The organism is Streptomyces sp. NPDC025638 (genome assembly GCF_055558775.1).
Map to the genome: position 1 here is coordinate 93855 of NZ_JBVHLX010000017.1, position 21964 is coordinate 115818.

Consider the following 21964-nt stretch of genomic DNA (forward strand, 5'->3'; position numbering starts at 1 on the left):
TGAGGCCGTCCGGCTTGCCGGGCTGTGTCCGGCCGTCACCGGTGACCGGTCACCTGCTGTTCGCCCCCTGTTCACGCGGTGAGCGGGCGCACCTCGCCGGTCACATGGAGGTGCCGTCCGTCGCCGTCCCGCAGCTCGAAGCCGCCCGCGTCGTCCGCCGCGTACCGCACGGTGCCCGGCAGCAGCACCGGGGCGCGGAACTCCGCCCGCACCCGCACCGCCCCGGGCGTGCCGTGTGCGGCGAGGCAGCGGGCCACCGTCCACATGCCGTGCGCGATGGCCCGGGGGAAGCCGAAGAGACGGGCGGTGAGCGGGTGGAGATGGATGGGGTTGCGGTCGCCGGACGCGGCCCCGTACCGCCGCCCGACGTCCTGCGCGATCCGCCACTCGGCGACGGCGGGCAGCGGCCCCCGCTCATGGCCGGTCTGCCGGGGCGCGCCGGAACCGGTCCGGTGCCGGGCGAGATAGGTGCTCCGTGACTCCCATACGACCTCCCCGCTGCCCCGCACCTCGGTGACCACGGTCGCCTCCGTCCCGCGCCGGTGCGGCGCCAACCCGTCGACGTGCACGGAGAGTTCGTACTCCCCGGTGGCCGCAAGTCCTGAGCGCCGGGTGATCTCTATGGACGTGTGGACCAGGCCGAGCAGCGGCAGCGGGAAGTCGCGGCGGCTCATCAGCCGCATGGTCAGCGGAAAGCCGAGGACGTGCGGATAGGTCACCGGGAGCGAGTCGTCACCGGTGGCGAAGCCGCACACCCGCTCGTAGGCGGCCAGCCGGGCCAGGTCGACGCGTACGCCGGGCAGCACCAGCCGGGTGCGCGGGAAGCCGGCGTCGGGCCGGGGCCGCTTGAACGGCGAGCGCAGGGCGCCCCGGGCGAGCAGGGGCGCGAGGGCGGGGGAGCCGGTGAGGACGACGGCGGCGGACATCAGGCCCCCAGCAGGCTCTGGCCGCAGACCCGCACGACCTGCCCGTTCACCGCGCCGGAGGCGGGGTGGGCGAGCCAGGCGGTGGTCTCGGCGACATCGACGGGCAGCCCGCCCTGGGTGAGGGAGTTCATCCGGCGTCCCGCCTCCCGGACGAGGAGCGGTATCGCGGCGGTCATCCGTGTCTCGATGAAGCCGGGCGCGACCGCGTTGACGGTCACCCCGTGCCGGGCCGCCGCCCGCGGCGCGAGGGACCGCACCAGCCCGACGACCCCGGCCTTGCTCGCGCCGTAGTTCGTCTGCCCCGCGTTGCCGGCGAGCCCGGCCATGGAGGCGGTGGCCACGATCCGTCCGCCGGGCCGCGGGGTGCCGCTCGCGAGCAGTGCGTCGGTCGTACGGAGCACGCTCCCGAGATTGACCTCCAGGACCGAACTCCACCGCTCGGCGGGCATGTTGGCCGGCCGTCGGTCCCGGGTGACACCCGCGTTGTGCACGAGCACGTCCAGCCCGTCGGGCAGCGCGGCCGCGATCCGCCCACCGGCGTCGGCCGCGGTGATGTCGAGGGCGAGGGCGGTGCTGCCGAGCCGCTCGGCGACCCTGCGCACGTCGGCTTCGGCGGCGGGCACGTCGAGTACGACGACCTGGGCTCCGTCCCCAGGGGGTGTCGTCTGGATCATCCCGGCGTCGCGGGCCCTGGTACGCGCTGCCCCAAGCTCTTCGAGCAGGGGGGACCCCCCAGCGGCGTTGTCGTCGGTTGCCGACTCCCTCAAGTTCTCGACTGCGCTCGAACAGGGGGGATCCTCATCGCGTCGACGCCCTCCTCCGCCTTGCAGCCGCACGCTCCCCCAAGCTCTCGGCTTCGCTCGACCAGGGGGCACCCCCATGACCCCGCTCGGGTCGGCCGGCCCACTCCGTTGGCCACGGCCGGCCTGATCCAGACGACACCCCCTGGCCGGCGTCCGGGCGACCGCCTCGCCGATCCCGCGGGCGGCGTCGGTGACCAGCGCGGTGCGTCCGGCGAGCGGCCGGTCGCAGTCGCCGGGCTCGGTGACCGCACCCGCGCCGACCTCGATCACCTGGCCGCTGATGCAGGCGGACCCGGGGGAGAGCAGGAAGCACAGGGTGGACTCGGCGGCGGCCGCGTCGGTGAGCCGGACGAGGTTGACGGTCCGGCCGCGCCCGATCTCCTTGCCGAGGGACCGGGTGAATCCCTCCAGGGCCTGCTGGGCGGCGGCCTGGTGGTGGTCGGCGGGGTCGAGCGGGGCGCCGAGGACCAGCACACGGCCGCTTCGGGCGACGGACCGGACGACCGGGTGGAGGGCGGAGTGCACCTCGGCGAGCGTGTCGAGGTCCCGCACCCCGGTGGCGTCGAGGACGACGGCGGCGGGGGCGTCGCTGCCCGGGGCGAGTCCCGTGCGGGCCAGGACCGGCGCGAGGTCGAGGTCGGACCTGGCCGCCGTGTGATGCAGCAAAGGGCTGGTCAGGGAAGGGGTTTGGGTCGACCGGCGGCAGAGTCGTGCGGGTTGTGGAAGTCCGAGCCGGCGGGCCAGGAAGCGGCCGGGCGCGGTGCCGGTGAAGCTGAGATAGCGGTCGGCCATGTCTCCAACTCCCGCAAGACTGGGTCGGATTTGCTTACTCTGGAGTAAGGTTACCGGAGGTAAGCCTACGTCACGGCGATCCCGCCAGGAACCTGAACCTCCGTCACGCAACCCGCGAGATTGCACAGCCCCGTCCCCGGACCATTCCCGAAAGCGCACAAGCCCGCCACAGAGGCCCCGTACGATCGCCTGCCTGACCGGCGGTAACCCATGCTTGGACGAACCGCCGCTGAACGCCTCGGTGCGCGAGGCGCGTACGACATGCAGCAAGCAGTCCGCCGCTGCACGCCCGAGGAGCCGCCCCGTGTCCACCCCGTACCCGAACGCCCCCCTCTCCTCCGGCGCGACGGTCTCGGCGACCGACTACGACGGCGTGCCGATCCTCGTGGAGCCCGAGACACGCCGCCTGGACGGAGCCGTACGCGAGGCCTCCGTACCGCCGTTCGCCCCGCCGGTGACGCACGGGTCGCTGGCGGACCTGCCGTTCGACAACGCCCAGGCGGAACCCGGAGCCGTGGTCCTCAGCCGCAAGACGGCGAGCGGCGACTGGGAGGACGTGACGGCGGCCCGGTTCGCCCAGGAGGTCCTGGCGGTGGCGAAGGGCCTGATCGCGGAGGGGCTGGTACCGGGCGACCGCATCGCCGTCATGGCCAACACGACGTACGAGTGGACCCTGCTCGACTTCGCCGCATGGGCCGCCGGCCTCGTCACCGTCCCCGTCTACCCCACCTCCTCGGTCTTCCAGACCCGCTGGATCCTCCAGGACTCGGGCGCGGTGGCCCTGGTCACGGAGACCTCGGCGCAGGCCGCCGCCATGGGCCCCGAACTCGAACGCCTCCCCGACCTGCGGCACATGTGGGTGATCGACAAGGGCCATGTGAGCCGTCTGGCGGAGCTCGGCGCACCGGTGCCGGACGGCGAAGTCGGCGTACGCCGCGGCATGTTGGTCCCCAACACGCTCGCCACCCTCATCTACACCTCCGGCACCACCGGCCGCCCCAAGGGCTGCGCCCTCTCGCACGGCAACTTCTTCGCCGAGGTGGACAACGCGATCGAGCTCCTCTACCCCATCTTCAAGGCGAAGTCCGGCGAAGAGGTGTCGGTCCTCCTCTTCCTGCCCATGTCCCATGTCTTCGGCCGCATGGTCGCCATCGCCTGCGTCCGGGCCGGGGTACGGCTCGGCCACGCCCCCAGCCTGAAGGCCGAGGACCTGCTCCCGGACCTCGCGGCCTTCAAGCCGACCTGCCTGCTGACCATCCCCTACATGCTGGAGAAGGTCTTCAACACCGCCCGCGCCAAGGCGGAGGCGGGCGGCCGCGCGTCCTCCTTCGACCGGGCCGTGTCGGTGGCGCAGCGCTACGGCGAGGCGCTGGAGGCCCGGCAGACCGGCACGGGCAACGGCCCGAGCCGCTCCCTGAAGACCGCCCGCTCCTTCTACGACCCCCTGGTCTACCGCCGGATCCGCACCGCGATGGGCGGCCGGGTCAAGTACGCCATCTGCGGCGGCTCCCCGCTGGGCCGCCGGCTGGCCGCCTTCTACGCCGGTGCGGGCATCGAGATCTTCGAAGGCTACGGGCTGACGGAGACGACGGGCGCCTCGACCGTGACCCCGCCCCTGAAGCCCCGGCTGGGAACGGTGGGCTGGCCGCTGCCCGGCACCAGGGTCCGCATCGCGGCGGACGGCGAGATCCTCATCGCCGGCGACCATGTGCTGCGCGGCTACTGGGACCCGCAGGCGGGCGGGGTCGTCCCCGCGACCCGCGACGGCTGGCTGGCGACCGGCGACATCGGCGAGCTGGACGACGAGGGCTATCTGACCATCACCGGCCGCAAGAAGGAGCTGCTGATCACGGCGGGCGGCAAGTCGGTGGCGCCCGCCCCGCTGGAGAACTGGCTCCGCTCCCACCCCCTGATCTCCCAGTGCATGCTCGTCGGCGACGCCCGCCCCTACGTCACCGCCCTGTTCACCCTCGACCCCGACGGCATCACCCACTGGCGCCAGATGAACGGCAGGCACCCGGTCCCGCCGGAACTCCTCGTGGACGAACCCGAGTTGAGGGCGCTGCTGCAACGGGCGGTGGACGAGGCGAACCGGCTGGTCTCCCGCCCCGAGTCGATCAGAAAGTTCGCGGTGCTGCCGGTCGACTTCACGGAGGAGGCGGGCCATCTGACCCCGTCGATGAAGCTGCGCCGGGAGGCGGTCATGCGCGACTTCTCGGCACAGATCGAGGAGCTGTACGACAGGGCGTAGGGTCCCCGGCCCGTCCGGCGGTGTGCGGCGGGCTCATCCGACCGCTCCAGCCTGCTTAGCCCACCTGGGCCCATGTGCCGGTGCAGATCACGGGTCCGGGAGTTCTCCCGTGCTTCCATCGCGCCAGGAGGCATATGAGATGACTGACGACCGACAGCAGCATGCCGACCCCAGACCGACAGCGTCCCGGCGTCGCGTGCTGGCCACCGCCGCCCTCGCGCCCGTACTGACCGGAGCGATCGGGGCGGTTCCCCCCGCCCGCGCCGCGACCGCCGGCCCGGGGGCCGAGCCGGTCCACACCCCCATCCCGCCGGTGATGACCGAACGCGCCGACTGGGCGGACGTGGGCGCGGCCCTCGGCGCACCGGGCGGCATGAAGCGGTTCATGTACCACACGCCCCTGCTGCGCCGGGACCTCCATGTGGTCTCCCGGGGCATCAGGGTCGCCCCCGCGCTCGCCCTGGGCACCCATGTGTCCTTCGTCCGGTACGCCGACGGCAGCTCGCTCCTCATGGGCGACGCGGTGGTCACCGAGCGCGAACTCCAGCCGTTCAGCGACGCCCTGCACGAGCACGGGATCGGGCAGACCGCGATCCACAAGCATCTGCTGGCCCAGCGGCCCGACGTCTGGTGGTGTCACCTCCACGCCCACGGCACCGACCCGGTGGCCGTCGCCCGCGGACTGCGCGCCGCCCTGGACCGCACCGCCACCCCGTTCCCGAAGCCCCATGCCGCCTTCGCCGTGCCCCCCGTCGTGCCCTTCGCCCCACCCTTCGACCTGGACACCGCGGCCATCGACGCCGCGCTCGGAGTGAAGGGCACCGCCGACGGCGGCGTCTACCAGAGCACGTTCGTCCGCAGGGAGACCATCACCGACGGCCATCTCCTCCTGCCCCCGGGCCTCGGCTCGACCACCTCGTTCAACTTCCAGCCGCTCGGCCGCGGCCGGGCCGCGATCAGCGGCGACTTCGCCGTGATCGCCGACGAGGTCCAGGACGTCCTCGCCGGGCTCCGGCGCGGCGGCGCCGACCTCGTCGAGCTCCACCACCACAACCTCACCGACCAGCCCCGCCTGTTCTTCGTCCACTACTGGGCCGTCGGCGACGCCGTGACCCTGGCGCGGCGCCTGCGCCCCGTCGTGGACGCCACCAATGTCGCGCCGATGAAGGGGACAGGTGCCTGATGAGCACGAGCGACGAGTCGATCACCTGCCCGTTCGACTACAGCGACGCCCTCGACTTCGATCCCGAGCTCGCGGCCATCATGGAACGCGACTCCCTCACCCGCATCCGGCTCCCGTACGGCGACGTCGGCGCCTGGCTGGTCACCGGCTTCCGCTCGGTCCAACAGGTCTGCTCCGACCAGCGCTTCAGCCGGGCGCAGATCATGGGCCACGACTATCCCCGGATGACACCGGAGCCCATCGTCTCCCCCGAGTCCATCAACGTCATGGACCCGCCGCACAGCAGCCGCGTACGGCGCCTGGCGTCCCAGGCGTTCACCCAGCAGCAGGTCGACGGGATGCGGGAGCGGATCGTCCTGCTCGCGGACTCCCTGCTCGACGAGATGGCACAGCAGGGACCGCCGGCGGACCTGGTGCAGCATCTGTCGAACCCGTTCCCCCAGCACACGATCCTCCATCTGCTCGGGATCCCCCGCGACGAGTGGTCCCGGATGCGCGAGCAGGTCCACCGGCTCCTGGTCACCGGCGCGGACAACAGGGCGGCGGCGGCCAAGGTCAAGACCGATCTGACGGACTACTTCGGCGCCATGGTCGAGCAGCGCCGCCGCACCCCCGGCAACGACATCATCAGCTCGATGGCCGCCGCACGGGAGGGCGAGGACCAGCTCAACGACAGGGAACTGGCCGTCATGACCCTGACCCTGGTGCTCAGCGGGCAGGACACGGCCACCTGCCAGATCAGCAACATCGCGTATCTGCTGCTGACCCGGCCCGAGCTGGCGGACTATCTGCGGCGGCGCCCGGACAACCTGACGAACGCGATCCACGAGATGCTCCGGTACATCCCGTTCCGCAAGGGGGTCGGCATCCCCCGGGTGGCGATGGAGGACGTCGAGATGGACGGCGTGAAGATCCGGGCGGGCGAGTTCGTCCATGTGTCGTACCTGGCCGCCAACCGGGACCCGGTGCGCTATCCGGAACCCCATGTCATCGATCCCGACCTGCCCGGCCGCAACGCCCCCCACATGACCTTCGGCTGGGGCGGCCACCGGTGCATCGCCGTCCCGCTGGCCATGGCGGAGCTGGAGGTGGCGATCGGACGGCTGCTGGCACGGTTCCCCGAACTGCGGCTGGCGGTGGCACCGGAGGAGGTGCGCTGGGACACGGAGACGATCAGGCGGTTCCCCATCGAGCTGCCGGTGGCCTGGTGAGCTGAGGGCGGCGGGGGTTCGGGGCGCGGGGGTTCGGGGCGCGCGTCGCCCGGACCCCTCAGGCCGCCCGGGCGCGAGCGCTCTCGACGACCGTGTCCGCGAAGGCACGGGCCGGCGGGCCGAGGGCGTCCCAGCGGCGCACCGCCCAGCCGACCGGCAGCGGGCGCAGACCGGGCAGCGGAATCAGCCGGAGCCGGCCGGCGCCGGGGACGGCGAGTCCCGGCAGGGCGGGGACGACCGCGCGTCCCACGCCGAGTTCCGCCAGCAGGAGCGCCGTGTCCCAGTCGGCGACGCTGGTGTCGTAGGCGAAGCACACCCCCGACTCCGCGCACGCGGCCTCCAGATGGGCGGCGGACGCGGAGTTCGGCGGAAGCCGGATCGGGCGTACGTCCACCAGCTCACCGGCGGCCAGGGACGAGCGTTTGGCCAGCGGATCATCCGCCCGTACCGCCAGCACCCACGGCAGTTCCACCACCGCCCGCTGCTCGATCCCCCGCACCGGCGCACCGAGCGTTATCCACGCCAGGTCCAGCGTGCCGTCCGCCAGCGCGTCGAAGCTGCCGCGCCCAGAACTGACCGTCCGGAACTCCAGGTTGACCTTCGGATGGCGGCGGCGGAAGGTGACCACCGCCTCCGACATGAAGTGCCGTACGGTCGTCGCTCCGGTCGCCACGCGCACATACCCGCTGTGCCCGTCGACCAGGTCCCGCAGCTGCCGTACGGCGAGGTCGAGTCCGAAGATCCCCTCGGCGGCCGCGGCTTCGAGTATCCGTCCCGCCTGCGTCGGCACGACCCCGCGCGGCTGCCGCTCCAGCAGGGCCACTCCGGTCTCCCGCTCCAGGCGTTTGACGTGCTGGCTCACGGCCGACTGCGTACACCCGAGATCCCGGGCCACCGCGCTCAGGCTCCCGGCCCGGCACACGGCCACGAACACACGCAGGTCGTCGAGGGTCACAACATCCAAGCTAGCACTTGGAGTTGGTGACAAATCCCAAGGATTGACTGGAATGCGGGGCAAGGACGAAGCTCTTCTCCGGGCCCAGGCGGCAACCCGCTCCTCCCCCGGGAAGAGGAGCGGGTGCCGACCGCACTTACCGAAGGGAGACGGCGCATGGACGACCGGACGGTGGCACAAGCACGGGAACTCCTGGGGCAGTTGGGCGCCGGCACCCTCGCCCACCCGGGCGGCACCCTCCTCGCCCACCTCGACCGGGTACGGGAGCGACTGGCCGTCTGGGGCGCCCGCCCCGCCCTCCGGCTGGCCGGCCTGTGCCATGCCGCCTACGGGACCGACGGCTTTCCCTCCGCGCTGCTCCCGCTCGACCGCCGTCCCGAGCTCAGGACGGTGATCGGCACCGAAGCCGAGGCGATCGTGTACTTCTACGCGAGCTGCGACCGCAAGGCCACCTATCCGACCCTCACGGACCACAACTCCCCCTTCCGTGACCGCTTCACGCACGGCACCCTGCTCCCCGCCTCCAGCCTGTTGCGGGACTTCGCCGAGCTCACCGCCGCCAACGAACTCGACCTCGCCCGCCGCGACCCCGCCTTCCGAGCGAAGTACGGCCTCGATCTGCTCGCCCTCTTCACCCGCTGGCGGGCCCTGCTGAGCGAGCCGGCCCGACAGGACTGCCTTGAGGTGCTGGCCGACGCTTAGCTCTTGACCCCCTGGTTCCGACGAGGGTGCATCCGAGTCTTCGCCGGGAGGATCCCCCTCCCCGTTCCAGCGAGGCGGACCGCCCGCGCGACATTCCGGATTCCCAAACCCGCTTCGGACGGACCCGGCATGTTCGCGAGCCGGATCGACGATCGGCCCGGCCATGACGTTCGGGTACGTCGCGGCGCTGGACATCGCCGGGTGGCGCTGGGCCCTGTCGTCACATTCCCGTCTGCCCCGCGACGCCATGCACGCTCCCCCAAGCTCTCGGCTTCGCTCGAGCAGGGGGGACCCCCATGACGCCGAGAGGGCCGCCCTCCGGGCGACGACGGGAATGTGACGACGGGACCCAGGCCCTAGAGGGGCTTGCGCGCGATCAGGAACGCCTGCGGGGACGACTCGCCGAGGTCCTCGTCCGCTTCGCGCACCGTGCGGGACAGCAGCGCGAAACCGGCCCCGGCGAGCAGTTCCGCCATTCGCTCCGGGCGGCGCCGCTGGAAGTCCAGCGAGACCGGGTGGCCCCACGGGTTGTCGTAGCGGCGCGGCGCGTCGCCGGCCTGGAAGCCGAGCAGGAGGTGGCCGCCCGGGGCGAGCACCCGGTGGAACTCGGTGAAGAGGGCGGGCAGCAGCTCCACAGGGGTGTGGATGGAGGAGTACCAGCTCATGACCCCCGCAAGGCCGCCGTCCGGCAGGTCCAGGTCCAGCATCGAGCCCTGGACGAAACGCATGGCCGGGTTCTCGCGGCGGGCGATCGCGAGCATCGACTCCGACAGGTCGAGTCCGAAGACCGGCACGCCGAGGGCGGCGAGGCGGGCGGTGGTCCGTCCGGGACCGCAGCCGAGGTCGGCCACCGTGCCGCCGGTGCCGACCAGTTCGGCGTACGCGCCGAGCACGGCCCGGTCCAGCGGCCTGGCGGCGAGGTCGTCCCGGAAGCGGTCGGCGTAGTCGTCGGCGATCGCGTCGTAGAAGGTGCGGGTGGCGGTGAGGAAGTCGGCGTCGGTCATGGACGGGGACCGTAGCGAAGGGCACTGACAGCCCGGCGCCTTCAGGCCACCCCGGCCGCCCGCAGCAGTGCCGCCGTGCCCGCCGCGCCGAGCACCACCACCGCGAACGGCGCCCGCCTCCACGCCAGTACCCCGCCCATCAGGACGCCGGCCGGCCGCGCCCATCCCGCGAAGCCCCCGCCCTCGGTCAGCGCGCCCGTCGCCAGCAGCGCGACGAGCAGGACGACGGCCCCAGCCGAGGCCAGCTCCCGCACCCGCGCCGGGATCTCCACCCGCCCGTGCAGCACCGGGCCCACCAGCCGGAAGGCGTAGGTGCCCAGCGCCAGCGCCAGGACCGCGGCCACGGTCGCGTTCATACGGCGGCCCGCTCACCGCGGCCGTGCAGGAGCAGCCCGGCGAGTGCCAGCAGCACCGGTACCCCGGCCGGCACGGCGGGCGTCACCGCCAGGGCCACCGCCGCGCCGAGCAGCGCACAGCGTCGTACGGCCGCGTCCGCGCGCAGGGCGGGCAGCACCAGGGCCACGAGTACGGCAGGGAAGGCGGCGTCCAGGCCGTAGCGGGCGGTGTCGCCCAGGGCGCTCCCGGCGAGCGCCCCGATCAGCACCCCGGCGTTCCACGCGGCGAACAGGCCGAGTCCGGAGATCCAGAACGCCCTGCGGCGCCGTACCGGATCCGGCTGGGCGAGGGCGAAGGCGACCGTCTCGTCGGTGACCAGGTGCGCGCCCAGGAACCGGGTCACCCGGCCCCGGCCGATGATCCCGGCGACCGCGAGGCTGAAGGCGGCCGTGCGGGTGTTGAGCAGCAGACCGGTGGCCGCCGCGGCCAGCGGGCCGCCCCCGGCGAGCAGTACGCCGACCGTACTGAACTGGGCCGAGCCCGCGTACACCACCAGCGACATCACCACCGGCACCCACACCGGGAGCCCGCCCGCGACGGAGATGGCACCGAACGACACGCCGACGATTCCGCCGGCCAGCCAGACGAGTGAACTGTCACGGACCAGCGAGCCGGACTCGGGTGTTCGGAGAGGCGAACGCATGTTTTCTACAATGAACAACAGACACTCTGTCCGTCAAGTCGAACGATCGTACCGATGGAGCGAACGACATGTCCGAGCCCCCCGCCCGGCTCCCCATGGAGTGGATCGCCGCGTCCCTCAAGCGCGAGCGCACCCGCACCGGGCTGTCCCTGTCCGAGCTGGCCAAGCGCGCCGGGATCGCCAAGTCCACGCTGTCCCAGCTGGAGGCGGCGAGCGGGAATCCGAGCATGGAGACCATCTGGGCACTGGCGGTGGCCCTCGGGGTGCCCTTCAGCGCACTCGTCGAGCCGCCCGCGCCCGCCGTGCAGGTGATCCGGGCCGGCGCCGGACCCACGGTGCATTCCGAGCAGTCCAGCTATCGGGCCACGCTGCTGTCCGCGAGCCCCCCGGGCGCGCGCAGGGATATCTATTACGTCTGGCTGGAACCCGGGACCGTACGGGATTCCGAGCCGCACATTCCCGGGACCATGGAGCACATCGTGGTCAGTGCGGGAACGGTGAAGGCCGGACCGCGCGGGGAGGCGGTCGAACTGGGGCCCGGGGACTACATGTCGTACCGCGGGGACGTGCCGCACGCTTACGAGGCACTCACGGCCGGAACGAAGTTCGTACTGATCATGCAGCACATGTGAACCGGAAATGAACGGAAAAGGCAGGAGCCCCGTCGCCTTGCGGCGCGGGGCTCCTTGGGTACTGCTCTCAGGTACTGCTCTCAGGTTCTGCGGTCAGGCAGTGATCAGACGGGGGTGACGTTCTCCGCCTGCGGACCCTTCGGGCCCTGCGTCACGTCAAAGCTCACCTGCTGGTTCTCCTCGAGGGAGCGGAAGCCGGTGGCGTTGATCGCGGAGTAGTGAACGAAGACGTCGGGGCCGCCGCCCTCCTGGGCGATGAAGCCAAAGCCCTTTTCGGCGTTGAACCACTTAACGGTTCCGGTAGCCATAAGCCCTCCTTGGGCTCACAAAGGGTTTGCCCTGCTCCAGAACCTGCAAGTGTGAAACAACGCCGCACAACTGCATATGTCTGAAAACGACGAGAGCCCGCGGTCACATGCTCCGCAGGCTCTGTACTGCAAGGGAAACCAAACTGCAACTTGCGGCGAGCCTAGCATGCAGGCAGCCGAAAGCAACAGAGGTCAAGATCACGTCACCCGGATGTTTGAAGATCCTGTGAGCCGGGTTGACCGTGGGGTCGGAGACAGCACCGTACCTCATGGGGTCTAGTCTCGCGATGTGGACAATTCTCGCACCCGGCCGCGCGTCGGTCACATCCAGTTCCTGAACTGCCTGCCCCTGTACTGGGGGCTCGCGAGAACCGGCACCCTCCTCGACTTCGAGCTGACCAAGGACACACCGGAGAAGCTCAGCGAGCAGCTGGTGCGGGGGGACCTCGACATCGGGCCGATCACCCTCGTCGAGTTCCTGCGCAACGCCGACGACCTGGTCGCCTTCCCCGACATCGCGGTCGGCTGCGACGGCCCGGTGATGTCCTGCGTGATCGTCTCGCAGGTCCCCCTGGAGCGACTGGACGGCGCCCGGGTCGCCCTCGGCTCCACCTCCCGCACCTCCGTCCGCCTCGCCCAGCTGCTGCTCGCCGAGCGCTACGGCGTACGGCCCGACTACTACACCTGCCCGCCCGACCTGAGCCTGATGATGCAGGAGGCTGACGCGGCGGTGCTCATCGGCGACGCGGCGCTGCGGGCCAACCTCCTCGACGGGCCGCGCTACGGCCTCGCCGTGCACGACCTGGGCGCGCTGTGGAAGGAGTGGACGGGCCTGCCGTTCGTCTTCGCGGTGTGGGCGGCCCGCCGGGACTACCTGGAGCGCGAGCCGCTGATCACCCGTCAGGTGCACGAGGCGTTCCTGTCCTCCCGCAACCTCTCCCTGGAGGAGGTCGGCAAGGTCGCCGAGCAGGCGGCCCGCTGGGAGGCCTTCGACGAGCGGGTCCTGGAGCAGTACTTCACCACCCTCGACTTCCGCTTCGGACAGCCCCAGCTGGCGGCGGTCGCGGAGTTCGCCCGCCGGGTGGGCCCGACCACGGGCTTCCCGGCGGATGTGAAGGTGGATCTGCTCCAGCCCTAATCACTACGCTGCTGGGCAGCCAGGCGCAGATCCTGTCGTACGACGACAGCACCCAGGGGGAGGGGGACGCCATGCAGCCGCTCGGAGCCGACGAACCGACCGTCGTCGGACCCTACCGGCTCCTCGGCCGGCTCGGTGCCGGCGGAATGGGGCGCGTGTACCTGGGGCGGAGCACGGGCGGCCGCACGGTCGCCGTGAAGATCGTGCATCCGCACTTCGCGCTCGACGAGGAGTTCCGCGCCCGCTTCCGCCGCGAGGTCGAGGCCGCGCGCCGGGTCGGCGGCGCCTGGACCGCGCCGGTCCTGGACGCGGACCCGGAGGCCGCCGTGCCCTGGGTCGCCACCGCCTACGCGGCCGGCCCGTCCCTCGCGGCCGCCGTGACCGACGGCGGACCGCTGCCCGCGCACTCCGTACGGGTGCTGGGCGCGGGCCTCGCCGAGGCGCTGGCGGCGGTGCACGAACTGGGCCTGGTGCACCGGGACGTGAAGCCGTCCAACGTCCTGCTGACCCTGGACGGACCGCTGCTCATCGACTTCGGCATCGCCCGGGCCACGGACGGCACGGCGTCGCTGACCTCGTCCGGCGTGTCGATCGGCTCGCCCGGCTACATGTCGCCCGAACAGATCCTGGGCAAGGGGGTCACCGGCGCGGCGGACGTCTTCTCCCTCGGCGCGGTCCTGGCCTACGCGGCAACCGGGGAGCCGCCCTTTCCCGGGGACTCCTCGGCCGCCCTGCTCTACAAGGTCGTCCACGAGCAGCCCGAACTCGGCTCGCTCGGCGGTGAGCTGCGGGAGGTGGCCGAGGCCTGCCTGACCAAGGACCCGGGCGCGCGGCCCACCCCCGGGGAGGTCGGCCGACGGCTCGCTCCCGACGGGGCCGCGCGGCTCGTTGCCGGCGGGTGGCTGCCGGGGACGCTGGTCGAGCAGGTCAGCCGGAGCGCCGTACAGCTGCTCAATCTGGAGACCGCGGAGGCGGTGCCGTCCGGGCCGGTGGGCTTCAGCAGTCCGTCGGTGGGCGGGAATTCGGGGGCAGCCGTATCGGCCGCGGCGGGGGAGTTCGGACCGGCACCGGACATGTCGGTGCCGGCGTCCTCGGCTGTCGCGCCGGGGCCGCCGACTTTCGTGCCGGGGGAGGGGAACGCCGTACCGGGTGCCCCGACCGTCGTACCGGAGCCGCGGGACGCGGTGCCTGCCGAGCAGCGGCCGGGCAAGGTCTCCGTCTCCGTGGCGGCCGTCTCCACTCCGGGTGAGGGAGGCCGTGGGCGCCGGGTGAGCTGCACGGTGGCGCTCGCGGTCGCCGGGGCGCTGGCCGCGGTGACCGTGGGGCTGGGCTTCGTGATCCGCCCGATGCTCGGCGGCGAGGAAGACTCGGGCGCCGGCAGCGGCCAGGAGTACTCCCGGGCACCGAGCACCGCCTCCAGCGACGCCGCGAGCACGCCGACCGCCGTCCCTGCCCGCTACCTCGGCACCTGGGAGGGCCAGGGCACCGCCCTCGACGGCAATCTCCCCATCGGCACCTTCCGGCTCACGGTCCACCGGGCAGGCGTCGGCCAGGAGTTGGGCCGTATGACACAGACCGACCAGCTGGGCGGCGTCTGCACCGACGTCCTCACCCTGAAGAAGGTCACGAAGACGCAGCTCGTCGCGACGTCGGTGGGGGCCAAGGGCAACCACGAGGGCTGCAACCCCGCTCCCCACTCGGTCGAGTTGACGCCGGTCGGGGACGATCTCAAGTACTCGTCGGACAGTTCGGCGGAGGGGAATCCGGTTTCGCGGATGTCCAAGGTCAAGTAGCCGACTGCGACTGTTGCCTGCGGCGTCTGACGGAGACGCTGAGCAAGAGGATCAGCAGCGCGCCAGAGACGGCGACGGCGCCGAGGACGACGAGCCCGATGTGCGGGTACTGCTGGTGGACCCAGCAGGGCCCGCCCACGCGATAGCAGGAGCCGCCGCGGTGACCGGGTTTGGGGCGGTTGGCCCCCATGAGCACTACGAGGACGGCGGCTGCTGCCACCGTACCGGGCACCGACCGGGCGAACCAGACCATCCACCGTCGGCCGGGCTGGTCCCAGTCGATGCGGACCAGGGGCAGGATCGCTGCGGCCGCGGTCCACGGCACCAGAACTCCCGCGGTGACGGCGAATCCGTATCCGCCGCCGGGCCAGGCGGGGGCGAGCTCGGTCCAGATGCGGGGACCCCAGAAGTGCGTCAGCGCCGCGAGGCCGACGATCGCCACGACGAGGAGACACCCACCCGCGCCGAGCATCACCTTGTTGCGATCGAAGCGGCGCCGCCGTGGCTCGCGGGCGGGCGCGGCGGTCGTACGGCCCTGTGCCCGCCGGTAGTGGAGGGAGGCAGGCCCCGCCTTCGCCCGGCCCGGCCTCGCCGACCCCCCGCTCACCCGGGAATCACCACCGTCCGCAGCTCACCGTCGCCCAGGTGCAGCATGCCCTTCCCCGGCACCACCTGGCCGCCGACCATGCTCCGGGACAGCCGTACGCCGATCAGGTCCCCGCTCGACGACTCCTGCGGGGAGAGGAGGATGCCGCGGCGGGCCTTCTTGGCGTCGACCTGCCAGCCGGAGAAGCCGCTGCACACGTCCTCCTCGTCACCGGCGATGACGAGGGCGAGGCCGCGTTCGGCGCCGCGCGAGACGATCCGCTTCATATGGGACTCGGCGTCCAGGTCCTCGAGGATCTCGCCGTCGTCGACGAGGACGGCGATCGGTTCCTCCAGCGACGCCGAGTCGATGACCTCCTCGAAGTCGTCCTCGTCGATGTCGTCGCCGGTGAAGACCTTCAGCACGCCTTCCGTGCCGTCGAGCCGGCGCAACGGAGACTGACGCGGGGCCGCGACGACCAGCCGTATGCCCTGGGAGAGATAGGACTGGGCGAAGTTCATCAGAACCGTCGAGCGGCCGGACTTCGCCGGGCCCGCGATGACGAACGTCGGCACGCCGTCGGCCAGGTCCGGCCCGAAGCCGACGATCTCGTCGCCGCCGATGCCGGCCAGCGCCCACAGCCGGGAGCGGGAGGCCTCCGGGTCGCGCATCTCCCAGGCGTCGGCGAACGAGATCCGGCTGGGCAGGCTGTCCACCCGGAAGGGACGCCGGGAGCGCGGCACGGACGCGTCCCGGGCCGTGGCGGCCTCTCCGATCGCGCCGATCGCCGCCGCCTGGCCCTGACCCGTGGTGTCCTCGGCGAGCAGCGCGAACTGGGTCTCCGTACCGGACTCGTTGCGGAAGGCACGGCCCGGCGGGATCTCCTCCGGCACCTTGCGGGCCGGGATGCCGAGCGTGGAGAAGTCGCTGCGGTCGGCGAGGCGCAGGCCGTACTTGTCCTCGGTGAGCGTGGCGACACGGCCGACGAGCAGCGTGCGGTCGCCGGTCAGCACCAGATGGATGCCGACGCTCGCGCCCTCCCGCATCATCGTCGTCAGCTCGTCCGTCAGCGAGCCGTGGTCGATCTCGCCGAGGGTGGGCACCCAGCCCTCCCAGCGGTCGAGGAGCACGACGATGTGCGGCAGCCGCTCGTCCTCGGGGGCCGCGGCCCGCTGCTCGCCGATGTCGGCGTAGCCCTTCTCCGCCAACAGGTCCTGACGGCCGCCGAGTTCGCCCTTGAGCCGGTTGACCAGGCGGATCACCCGCTCGGTCTGGTTACGGCCCACGACCGCGCCGCAGTGCGGCAGCCGGGTCAGCGCGTTCAGGGCGCCGTTGCCGCAGTCGATGCCGTAGAGGTGGACGTCGGCGCAGGAGTGGGTGCGGGCGAGGGAGCCTGCGATGGTCCGCAGCACCTGCGAGCGGCCGCTGCGCGGCGCACCGCCGATCATCAGATGCCCGAACGTCGCGAAGTCGACCACGACCGGGCGGCGCGCCTGGTCGGCCGGCAGGTCCTCCACACCGTACGGCGCGGGCGGCAGCTTGCCCGGGGCGAGGGACGCGACCGGGACCTCGACCTCGTCCAGCAGCAGCGTCTCGGCGAGGGCGGGCAGCCACGGGCTGTGCTGGGCCGGGATGCCGAGGCTCCCGTTGGCGTCGCGTACGGCGTCGACGAGCACCTTCAGATCGGTGATCTCCTCGTCCTCCCGCGCCTGCGCCTTCGGTTTGACCAGCGCGGCCCGGCCCAGATCCGCCCAGGCCAGCTCGCCCACCCAGGGGGCGAGGGCGGTGGGGTCGGCGGCACCGGGCCTGCGACCACCGACCCGCCCCGACTGGAAGGGCACCAGGGACGCATGACCGAGGCGCACATACGCCCGACCGGGCGTGTTCTTGGAGATGTGCCCGGCCTCCGGCGAGTCGATGACGTCGCTCGACTCACCGCCATCCGTCACACGCAGGGCGATACGAAGGTTGGTGTTGGCGCGGATCTCGGGGGAGACGACACCGCTGGGCCGCTGGGTGGCGAGCAGCAGATGGATGCCCAGCGAACGACCCCGCTGGGCGATGTTGACCAGACCGGTCACGAAGTCGGGCAGATCGCGCACCATGGACGCGAACTCGTCGATGACGATGAGCAGTCGGGGCACGGGCGCATGCGAGGGATCCCTGCGCACGAGATCCTGATAGTCCTCGATGTCCTTGGCGTCGGCGGCGGCCAGGATGTGCTCGCGCCGCTTCAGCTCGGCGCCCAGCGACTCCAGGGCGCGTTCGACGAGGTGCGCGTCGAGGTCGGTGACCATGCCGACGGTGTGCGGCAGCTTCACACAGTCCTTGAACGCCGAGCCGCCCTTGTAGTCGACGAGCACGAAGGTCATGTTCTCCGGCGTGTTGGCCACGGCCAGCGACGCCACGATGGTCTGCAGCAGCTCCGACTTACCGGAACCCGTCGTACCGGCGATCAGACCGTGCGGCCCGTCCTTGCGCATGTCGATGCCGAACGCACCGTCGTACGACTCACCGATCACCGCGAGCGTGGACTGCCCGCCCATCCGCCACCGCGCGACGATCGCATCGCTGGTCGGCGGCTCCAGCTGAAGCACGTCCAGCAGCCGGCTGGCACCCGGCAGGGCCGAGTCCTCGGTCTCCCCGCTGATGTCACGCAGGGCGGACAACGACCGGGCGAGCCGCAGCGCCCATGCCGCGGACACGAAGTCGGGCCGCACGTCCTTGATGCGCTCAGCACCGGCCTCCTCGACGCGCAGCCGCAACTCCTGCGACTGCTCGGTCCGTTCGCCCTCCGGACTACTGGTGGCATGCCAGGCCTGGAAGGACGGAAAGCCCCCGGCGACCTGCTGCTGGGCCGCGGGCCGGCCGGCGTCGCTCTGGGCGTCGTACTCCTCGGCCTTCGGCTCGGCCACGACGAACGCCTGACACTCACCCGGCAGGAACCGCTCCTCCGCGTCGAGGCAGATGGCGTACATCGCGACGGCCGGCCCCTCGCGAAGCAGCCGTACGACACCCGGCAGCGAGCGCAGCCGCCGCGACCCGTCCCATACGACGACGATGTCCGGATCGCTGAAACCGGCCCCCTGCCCCCGGTTCTGCTCGGCGGCCTTCTTACGCGCGTCGAGGATCTGCGTGAGCTCGCCGATACGGGCGCCGACGGTCTCGGCGTCGGTACCGATGAGAACGTTGACGTCCTGACCGCCGGCCGGGCGGGCGTGCGGCAGCCAGCGCACCCAGTCCCAGCTGCTCTGCGCGCTGTTCTCGCTCAGCACATAGAACTGGACGTCCATGGGACTGTGCAGCGCGGCGGTCTGGGCGACGGCCCACCGCCCGAGGGCCCGGGCGGAGTCTCCGGGCCCCGCCATGCCGATGACACCGAGGGAGCGCAGGGAGAGGGAGACGGGCGCGTCCTCGATGTTCCAGGTCACCTGCCGCCGGTGGTCGTCCTGCTCCGGGTCGTCGAGCACGACCTCGGAGGGAAGCCGCCCGGTCCCGACCCGCACCACCAGATGATCGCGATCCGTACGCCGCCGCTCCCAAAGCCGAGTCCGAGGCCCGGTGCCGAGCGAAAGAACGGCAGCCGGATCGGGCACGGCATTGCGCCGGTCCAACCGCTCGGTGGTCAGGGCGTCCTGAGCGTCCTTCTCGATCCGCTCCTTCTGCTCCTTGTACTCCTTGAGCTGCTTGGCATGGGACTTGCGCCCGTGCTTCTTGTCCATGAAGTAGTTGGCGAACAGCATGATGGGACTGAGCCCCGCCATGATCAGGTAGTACCACCGATGAAAGATGAGCACGGACACCACGGACCCCACGAGGGGCGTGAGCGCCATCAGCCAGGGCAGCGGCCGTGCTTCGTACTCCCGTGGCGGGCTGGGCAGCCGGAACTTGGTCTGCCGGTCCGGCGGGCGCAACCGCGGCGGCCGGTTGTAGTCGAGCCCGACCCCGTCGTCGGACCACTTGAGGGCGGCGTTGGGCGGGCTGTAACGGCTCAGCTCCAGCAAGGTGTTGCCGAGGGCGATCTGACCGCCGAGGGGCCAGGCCCAGGAGCCCTTGCCCCCCTTCTCGCTGGCCTCACCTCTCTCAACCTTCTCGATCTCCTCGCCGTCGAGGGTGACGCCCTCCTTGTCCTGGTGCACGCTGACACGACAGGTGCCGTCCGTTGCAACTGACAACGTGAGGGCGCGCGCGTCGAGTTCGGGGTCCTCGATCCGGATGTACGACGCCGGCCCGCTGCCGATGTCGTACCGGCCGACCCCGAGCCGGTGCACGAACCCGGCCACGGGCCCGCCGACGACGCGCAGTTCGACAAGACCGGTGGGCTCACCGGGCAGGCACCCGGCGGGGTCCTGGAGGCTGACCACGGCCCCTTCCCGCAGCGGCGACCCGACCACGGTCGCGCTCGGATCGACGGCGTACCCGTCGACATACACGAGCGGCGCCCCGCCCGCGGGGGCCAGCCCGTGCTGCCCGATGGGAATGACCTGCGCCCCGCTCTGCCCCACCTGCTGGGCCAGTTCCTGGGCGATGTCCCCGACGGTGGACTCGGGATCGGCATCGAGGACGACGTCGGCGGAGCCCCCGCCGAACGGGTCGACGACGGTCAGAGTCAGGCGCACGCTTGTCCTCCCCAAGCCCCTGTGGCCGCTTTCGCCACGCAGGTCACAGTGAAGGCGACGATATCCGCTCCCTGTTGCCACGGGGCAACGGGGAGACCTGTAACGGTTCCCGATGGCAACGACACATGCAACGGCCGTAAGCTGCTGCCGCAAGAGCGGACGATCACACCGGTGGAACCATGCGACCCACTTGTCGCGTCCGCGAACAGGGAGCCACGGGGGTTGGCCCTGCGGCGTTTTGAAGAGGGAGCGGCTTCATGGCCAAGGACCTTGATGTCACATACCAGGACATGCGTGACGCAGCCAAGCATGTCGTGAAGGAGAAGGAAAAGCTCCACGAGAAGCTCGACGGCCTCCGCAAGTACATCGCCAACCTGGTCGAGTCCGGCTACGTCACGAAGAGTTCGTCGAAGGCGTTCGACGAGAACTTCGACGAGTTCGTCCGCGGCACGAAGGACACGCTCGACGGCCTGGACGGCATGGGGGACTACCTCACGAACGCGGCCGACAAGTTCGAGCAGATCGATGACGAGCTGGCTAAGGCGGCCAAGAGCAAGTAGGGCCTGGCTCGGGGATGTTTGACGGTGCGGCGGGCTCTTGAGCTCGCCGCACCGGCATTTGTGGGCGAGAGTCGTGGCAGGACAACCTGGCGAGGTTCCGGGTACGAGAAGGGTCCGGGATCGCAGCATGCGGTGGGTGCGCTCTCGGCGAAGCGCGGTGCGCCGCTGATTTGCCGCGTGGAACGCGCCCGGGAAGTGTATTCCGAGCGAAGGCTATGTCTCAGGCGGCTCCGGCCATTCATACCGCGTCGCTGAGCCGAAGGCTCCGGGCGAAGTCATCGATGGCGTCGAAGGATGCTTCGAGAAGGGCAGGATCGTCGTAGTGACCCTTGAGGAGTAGATCGATGTCGCGCGTCCGGTCGTTCCAGGCGTAGGAGACGGAGAGCATCAGGCCGCCGTCCGGGGCCGTCCAACTCCGTAGACAGCGCAAACCCTCGCCGAAATGGGGCGAGACGAAGGGGACGGTCTCGACACGCTCGCTGCCGGCGGCCGTTGTGGGATCGGGCTCCGCCAGCATGCTCAAGTGCAGGGCGCTGTGCTCCTCATCGCAGGCGAACTGCTTGGTGAAGAGAACCAGCGGCGCGGCCTGAGGTGGCATTGGACCGAACAGGAAAGCCTGGTCGGCTTCGACCCGGTTGCGCAGCATCGCCGCTGAGCCTTCCAGAAACTTCTTCATCTGGCGCTTCTCGCGCCACGTCAGCCTGCGCTGGTGCAGCAGTTCACTTGCCTCGAGTTGCAAGTCCAGCCACTGCGCGAACTCCGACTTGGTGCCGTTCAGCGGCATGTGAAACCAAAGTGCCGGATCGGAGTCGGTTTCGACGATCATCATGTGTAGCTCCAGCGGAAGGTGGTCATCACGGCGTCGAACAGCTCGACCAGGGTCTCTGTGAACTCGATGTCCATGTCGGCGGCGATCAACGTGCTGAACGAGAACGTCAGCCACTGGGCGGGTTGACTATGCGGAATCGGCACGACGTACTGCACCCACCAGGACGGTACCTCGACGCCCTTGTCCGGAGCGGCGGGATGCTTTTGGAGGGTACGCAGCGCTGTCGTTCCGTCGAGTTCTCGAGTCGACGCGTCCTCGGCGTCACGTGCGAGTTCTGCCAGCACGGCCTCGTGATCGACGTTCACCGTCGGTGTCCCCACGGGCGTCCCGATCGGTTCTGAGGCTACGAATGAAGCCGGGATAATCACTCCGTGGATACGCTCGACGGGGAGATAGAGCGTCAGGCCGTGGGATTTCCGTGCCTGCCGGACGGTTTCCTTCAGTTCTTTGGTGAGCTGAATCCGAGCCTTGGGGATGTCGTCCTTCGGGAACCCGGGAGGGAGCTGAGAAACAGCCTTCCTCACGATCTTTTGGATCGCCTCATTCGTCCCGCTCTGGAGGGGAACGGCATCCCATCCTGGTGGCGGCACCACATTGAATCCTGTGGGCACACGGATGGATGCCATCGAACTC

19 protein-coding genes are annotated in these 21964 nt (G+C 71.1%); 8 read left to right on the forward strand and 11 right to left on the reverse strand.

Annotated elements, in window-relative coordinates; translation table 11 throughout:
• Window positions 1-71: 71 nt before the first annotated feature.
• Window positions 72-926, reverse strand: coding sequence for a MaoC family dehydratase (locus ACZ4EG_RS36010; protein ID WP_467793578.1), 855 nt, complete (start codon window positions 924-926; stop codon window positions 72-74).
• Window positions 926-2521 carry a 3-oxoacyl-ACP reductase gene (locus tag ACZ4EG_RS36015; RefSeq protein WP_467793579.1) on the reverse strand — a complete coding sequence of 532 codons (1596 nt, stop codon included), beginning with the start codon at window positions 2519-2521 and terminating at the stop codon, window positions 926-928. The genes ACZ4EG_RS36010 and ACZ4EG_RS36015 overlap by 1 nt, the downstream gene beginning before the upstream one ends.
• 304 nt (window positions 2522-2825) lie before the next feature.
• Between ACZ4EG_RS36015 and ACZ4EG_RS36020 the strand changes: the two genes are divergently transcribed.
• The 3 genes from ACZ4EG_RS36020 to ACZ4EG_RS36030 all read left to right on the forward strand — a co-directional run bounded on the left by ACZ4EG_RS36020 (window position 2826) and on the right by ACZ4EG_RS36030 (window position 7166).
• Window positions 2826-4772 (forward strand): AMP-dependent synthetase/ligase, encoded by a 1947-nt coding sequence (locus tag ACZ4EG_RS36020; RefSeq protein ID WP_467793580.1) that lies wholly within the window; start codon window positions 2826-2828, stop codon window positions 4770-4772.
• A 139-nt stretch (window positions 4773-4911) separates the two neighbouring features.
• Window positions 4912-5955: a DUF1259 domain-containing protein gene (locus ACZ4EG_RS36025; RefSeq protein WP_467793581.1), complete on the forward strand. Its 1044-nt coding sequence runs from the start codon at window positions 4912-4914 to the stop codon at window positions 5953-5955.
• Window positions 5955-7166: a cytochrome P450 gene (locus tag ACZ4EG_RS36030; RefSeq protein WP_467793582.1), complete on the forward strand. Its 1212-nt coding sequence runs from the start codon at window positions 5955-5957 to the stop codon at window positions 7164-7166. The genes ACZ4EG_RS36025 and ACZ4EG_RS36030 overlap by 1 nt, the downstream gene beginning before the upstream one ends.
• A gap of 58 nt (window positions 7167-7224) precedes the next feature.
• Here ACZ4EG_RS36030 and ACZ4EG_RS36035 read toward each other — a convergent pair whose 3' ends face one another.
• The gene (locus ACZ4EG_RS36035; protein WP_467793583.1) at window positions 7225-8121 is read right to left on the reverse strand and encodes a LysR family transcriptional regulator; all 897 of its coding nucleotides are present in this window, start codon (window positions 8119-8121) and stop codon (window positions 7225-7227) included.
• A gap of 156 nt (window positions 8122-8277) precedes the next feature.
• Here ACZ4EG_RS36035 and ACZ4EG_RS36040 point away from each other — a divergent pair, with 156 nt between their 5' ends.
• Window positions 8278-8823 carry a DUF6817 domain-containing protein gene (locus ACZ4EG_RS36040; RefSeq protein ID WP_453559461.1) on the forward strand — a complete coding sequence of 182 codons (546 nt, stop codon included), beginning with the start codon at window positions 8278-8280 and terminating at the stop codon, window positions 8821-8823.
• A 356-nt stretch (window positions 8824-9179) separates the two neighbouring features.
• Here ACZ4EG_RS36040 and ACZ4EG_RS36045 read toward each other — a convergent pair whose 3' ends face one another.
• The 3 genes from ACZ4EG_RS36045 to ACZ4EG_RS36055 are packed head-to-tail and all read right to left on the reverse strand — an operon-like array spanning window position 9180 to window position 10866.
• Window positions 9180-9827: a class I SAM-dependent methyltransferase gene (locus ACZ4EG_RS36045; protein ID WP_453560051.1), complete on the reverse strand. Its 648-nt coding sequence runs from the start codon at window positions 9825-9827 to the stop codon at window positions 9180-9182.
• A gap of 41 nt (window positions 9828-9868) precedes the next feature.
• Complete coding sequence (locus ACZ4EG_RS36050; RefSeq protein WP_453560055.1) at window positions 9869-10183, reverse strand: AzlD domain-containing protein; 315 nt, start codon at window positions 10181-10183, stop codon at window positions 9869-9871.
• On the reverse strand, window positions 10180-10866 hold the full coding sequence (locus ACZ4EG_RS36055) for an AzlC family ABC transporter permease (protein ID WP_467793584.1): 687 nt from the start codon (window positions 10864-10866) through the stop codon (window positions 10180-10182). The genes ACZ4EG_RS36050 and ACZ4EG_RS36055 overlap by 4 nt, the downstream gene beginning before the upstream one ends.
• 68 nt (window positions 10867-10934) lie before the next feature.
• Here ACZ4EG_RS36055 and ACZ4EG_RS36060 point away from each other — a divergent pair, with 68 nt between their 5' ends.
• A complete protein-coding gene (locus ACZ4EG_RS36060; RefSeq protein WP_467793585.1) occupies window positions 10935-11498 on the forward strand; it encodes a helix-turn-helix domain-containing protein in 564 nt (187 codons plus the stop codon).
• 104 nt (window positions 11499-11602) lie between these two features.
• Here the strand turns inward: ACZ4EG_RS36060 and ACZ4EG_RS36065 are convergent, their stop codons facing one another.
• Window positions 11603-11806 carry a cold-shock protein gene (locus tag ACZ4EG_RS36065; protein ID WP_004984723.1) on the reverse strand — a complete coding sequence of 68 codons (204 nt, stop codon included), beginning with the start codon at window positions 11804-11806 and terminating at the stop codon, window positions 11603-11605.
• A gap of 289 nt (window positions 11807-12095) precedes the next feature.
• Here ACZ4EG_RS36065 and ACZ4EG_RS36070 point away from each other — a divergent pair, with 289 nt between their 5' ends.
• Both ACZ4EG_RS36070 and ACZ4EG_RS36075 read left to right on the forward strand, forming a co-directional pair.
• Window positions 12096-12944 carry a menaquinone biosynthetic enzyme MqnA/MqnD family protein gene (locus tag ACZ4EG_RS36070; protein ID WP_467793586.1) on the forward strand — a complete coding sequence of 283 codons (849 nt, stop codon included), beginning with the start codon at window positions 12096-12098 and terminating at the stop codon, window positions 12942-12944.
• Window positions 12945-13015: 71 nt separating this feature from the next.
• Window positions 13016-14737, forward strand: coding sequence for a serine/threonine-protein kinase (locus ACZ4EG_RS36075; RefSeq protein WP_467793587.1), 1722 nt, complete (start codon window positions 13016-13018; stop codon window positions 14735-14737).
• On the opposite strand, the gene ACZ4EG_RS36080 is transcribed toward ACZ4EG_RS36075, so the two are convergent.
• Both ACZ4EG_RS36080 and ACZ4EG_RS36085 read right to left on the reverse strand, forming a co-directional pair.
• On the reverse strand, window positions 14730-15344 hold the full coding sequence (locus tag ACZ4EG_RS36080) for a hypothetical protein (protein WP_467793588.1): 615 nt from the start codon (window positions 15342-15344) through the stop codon (window positions 14730-14732). The genes ACZ4EG_RS36075 and ACZ4EG_RS36080 overlap by 8 nt on opposite strands.
• Entirely contained in the window at window positions 15341-19942 is a 4602-nt protein-coding gene (locus ACZ4EG_RS36085) for an FtsK/SpoIIIE domain-containing protein (RefSeq protein ID WP_467793589.1), read from the reverse strand. Before ACZ4EG_RS36085 ends, ACZ4EG_RS36080 begins: the two co-directional genes overlap by 4 nt.
• Before the next feature lie 257 nt (window positions 19943-20199).
• Here ACZ4EG_RS36085 and ACZ4EG_RS36090 point away from each other — a divergent pair, with 257 nt between their 5' ends.
• Complete coding sequence (locus ACZ4EG_RS36090) at window positions 20200-20502, forward strand: WXG100 family type VII secretion target (RefSeq protein ID WP_235459416.1); 303 nt, start codon at window positions 20200-20202, stop codon at window positions 20500-20502.
• Window positions 20503-20740: 238 nt separating this feature from the next.
• Here the strand turns inward: ACZ4EG_RS36090 and ACZ4EG_RS36095 are convergent, their stop codons facing one another.
• A complete protein-coding gene (locus ACZ4EG_RS36095; RefSeq protein WP_467793590.1) occupies window positions 20741-21331 on the reverse strand; it encodes a hypothetical protein in 591 nt (196 codons plus the stop codon).
• A complete protein-coding gene (locus tag ACZ4EG_RS36100; protein WP_467793591.1) occupies window positions 21328-21957 on the reverse strand; it encodes a hypothetical protein in 630 nt (209 codons plus the stop codon). The genes ACZ4EG_RS36095 and ACZ4EG_RS36100 overlap by 4 nt, the downstream gene beginning before the upstream one ends.
• Window positions 21958-21964: the final 7 nt, after the last annotated feature.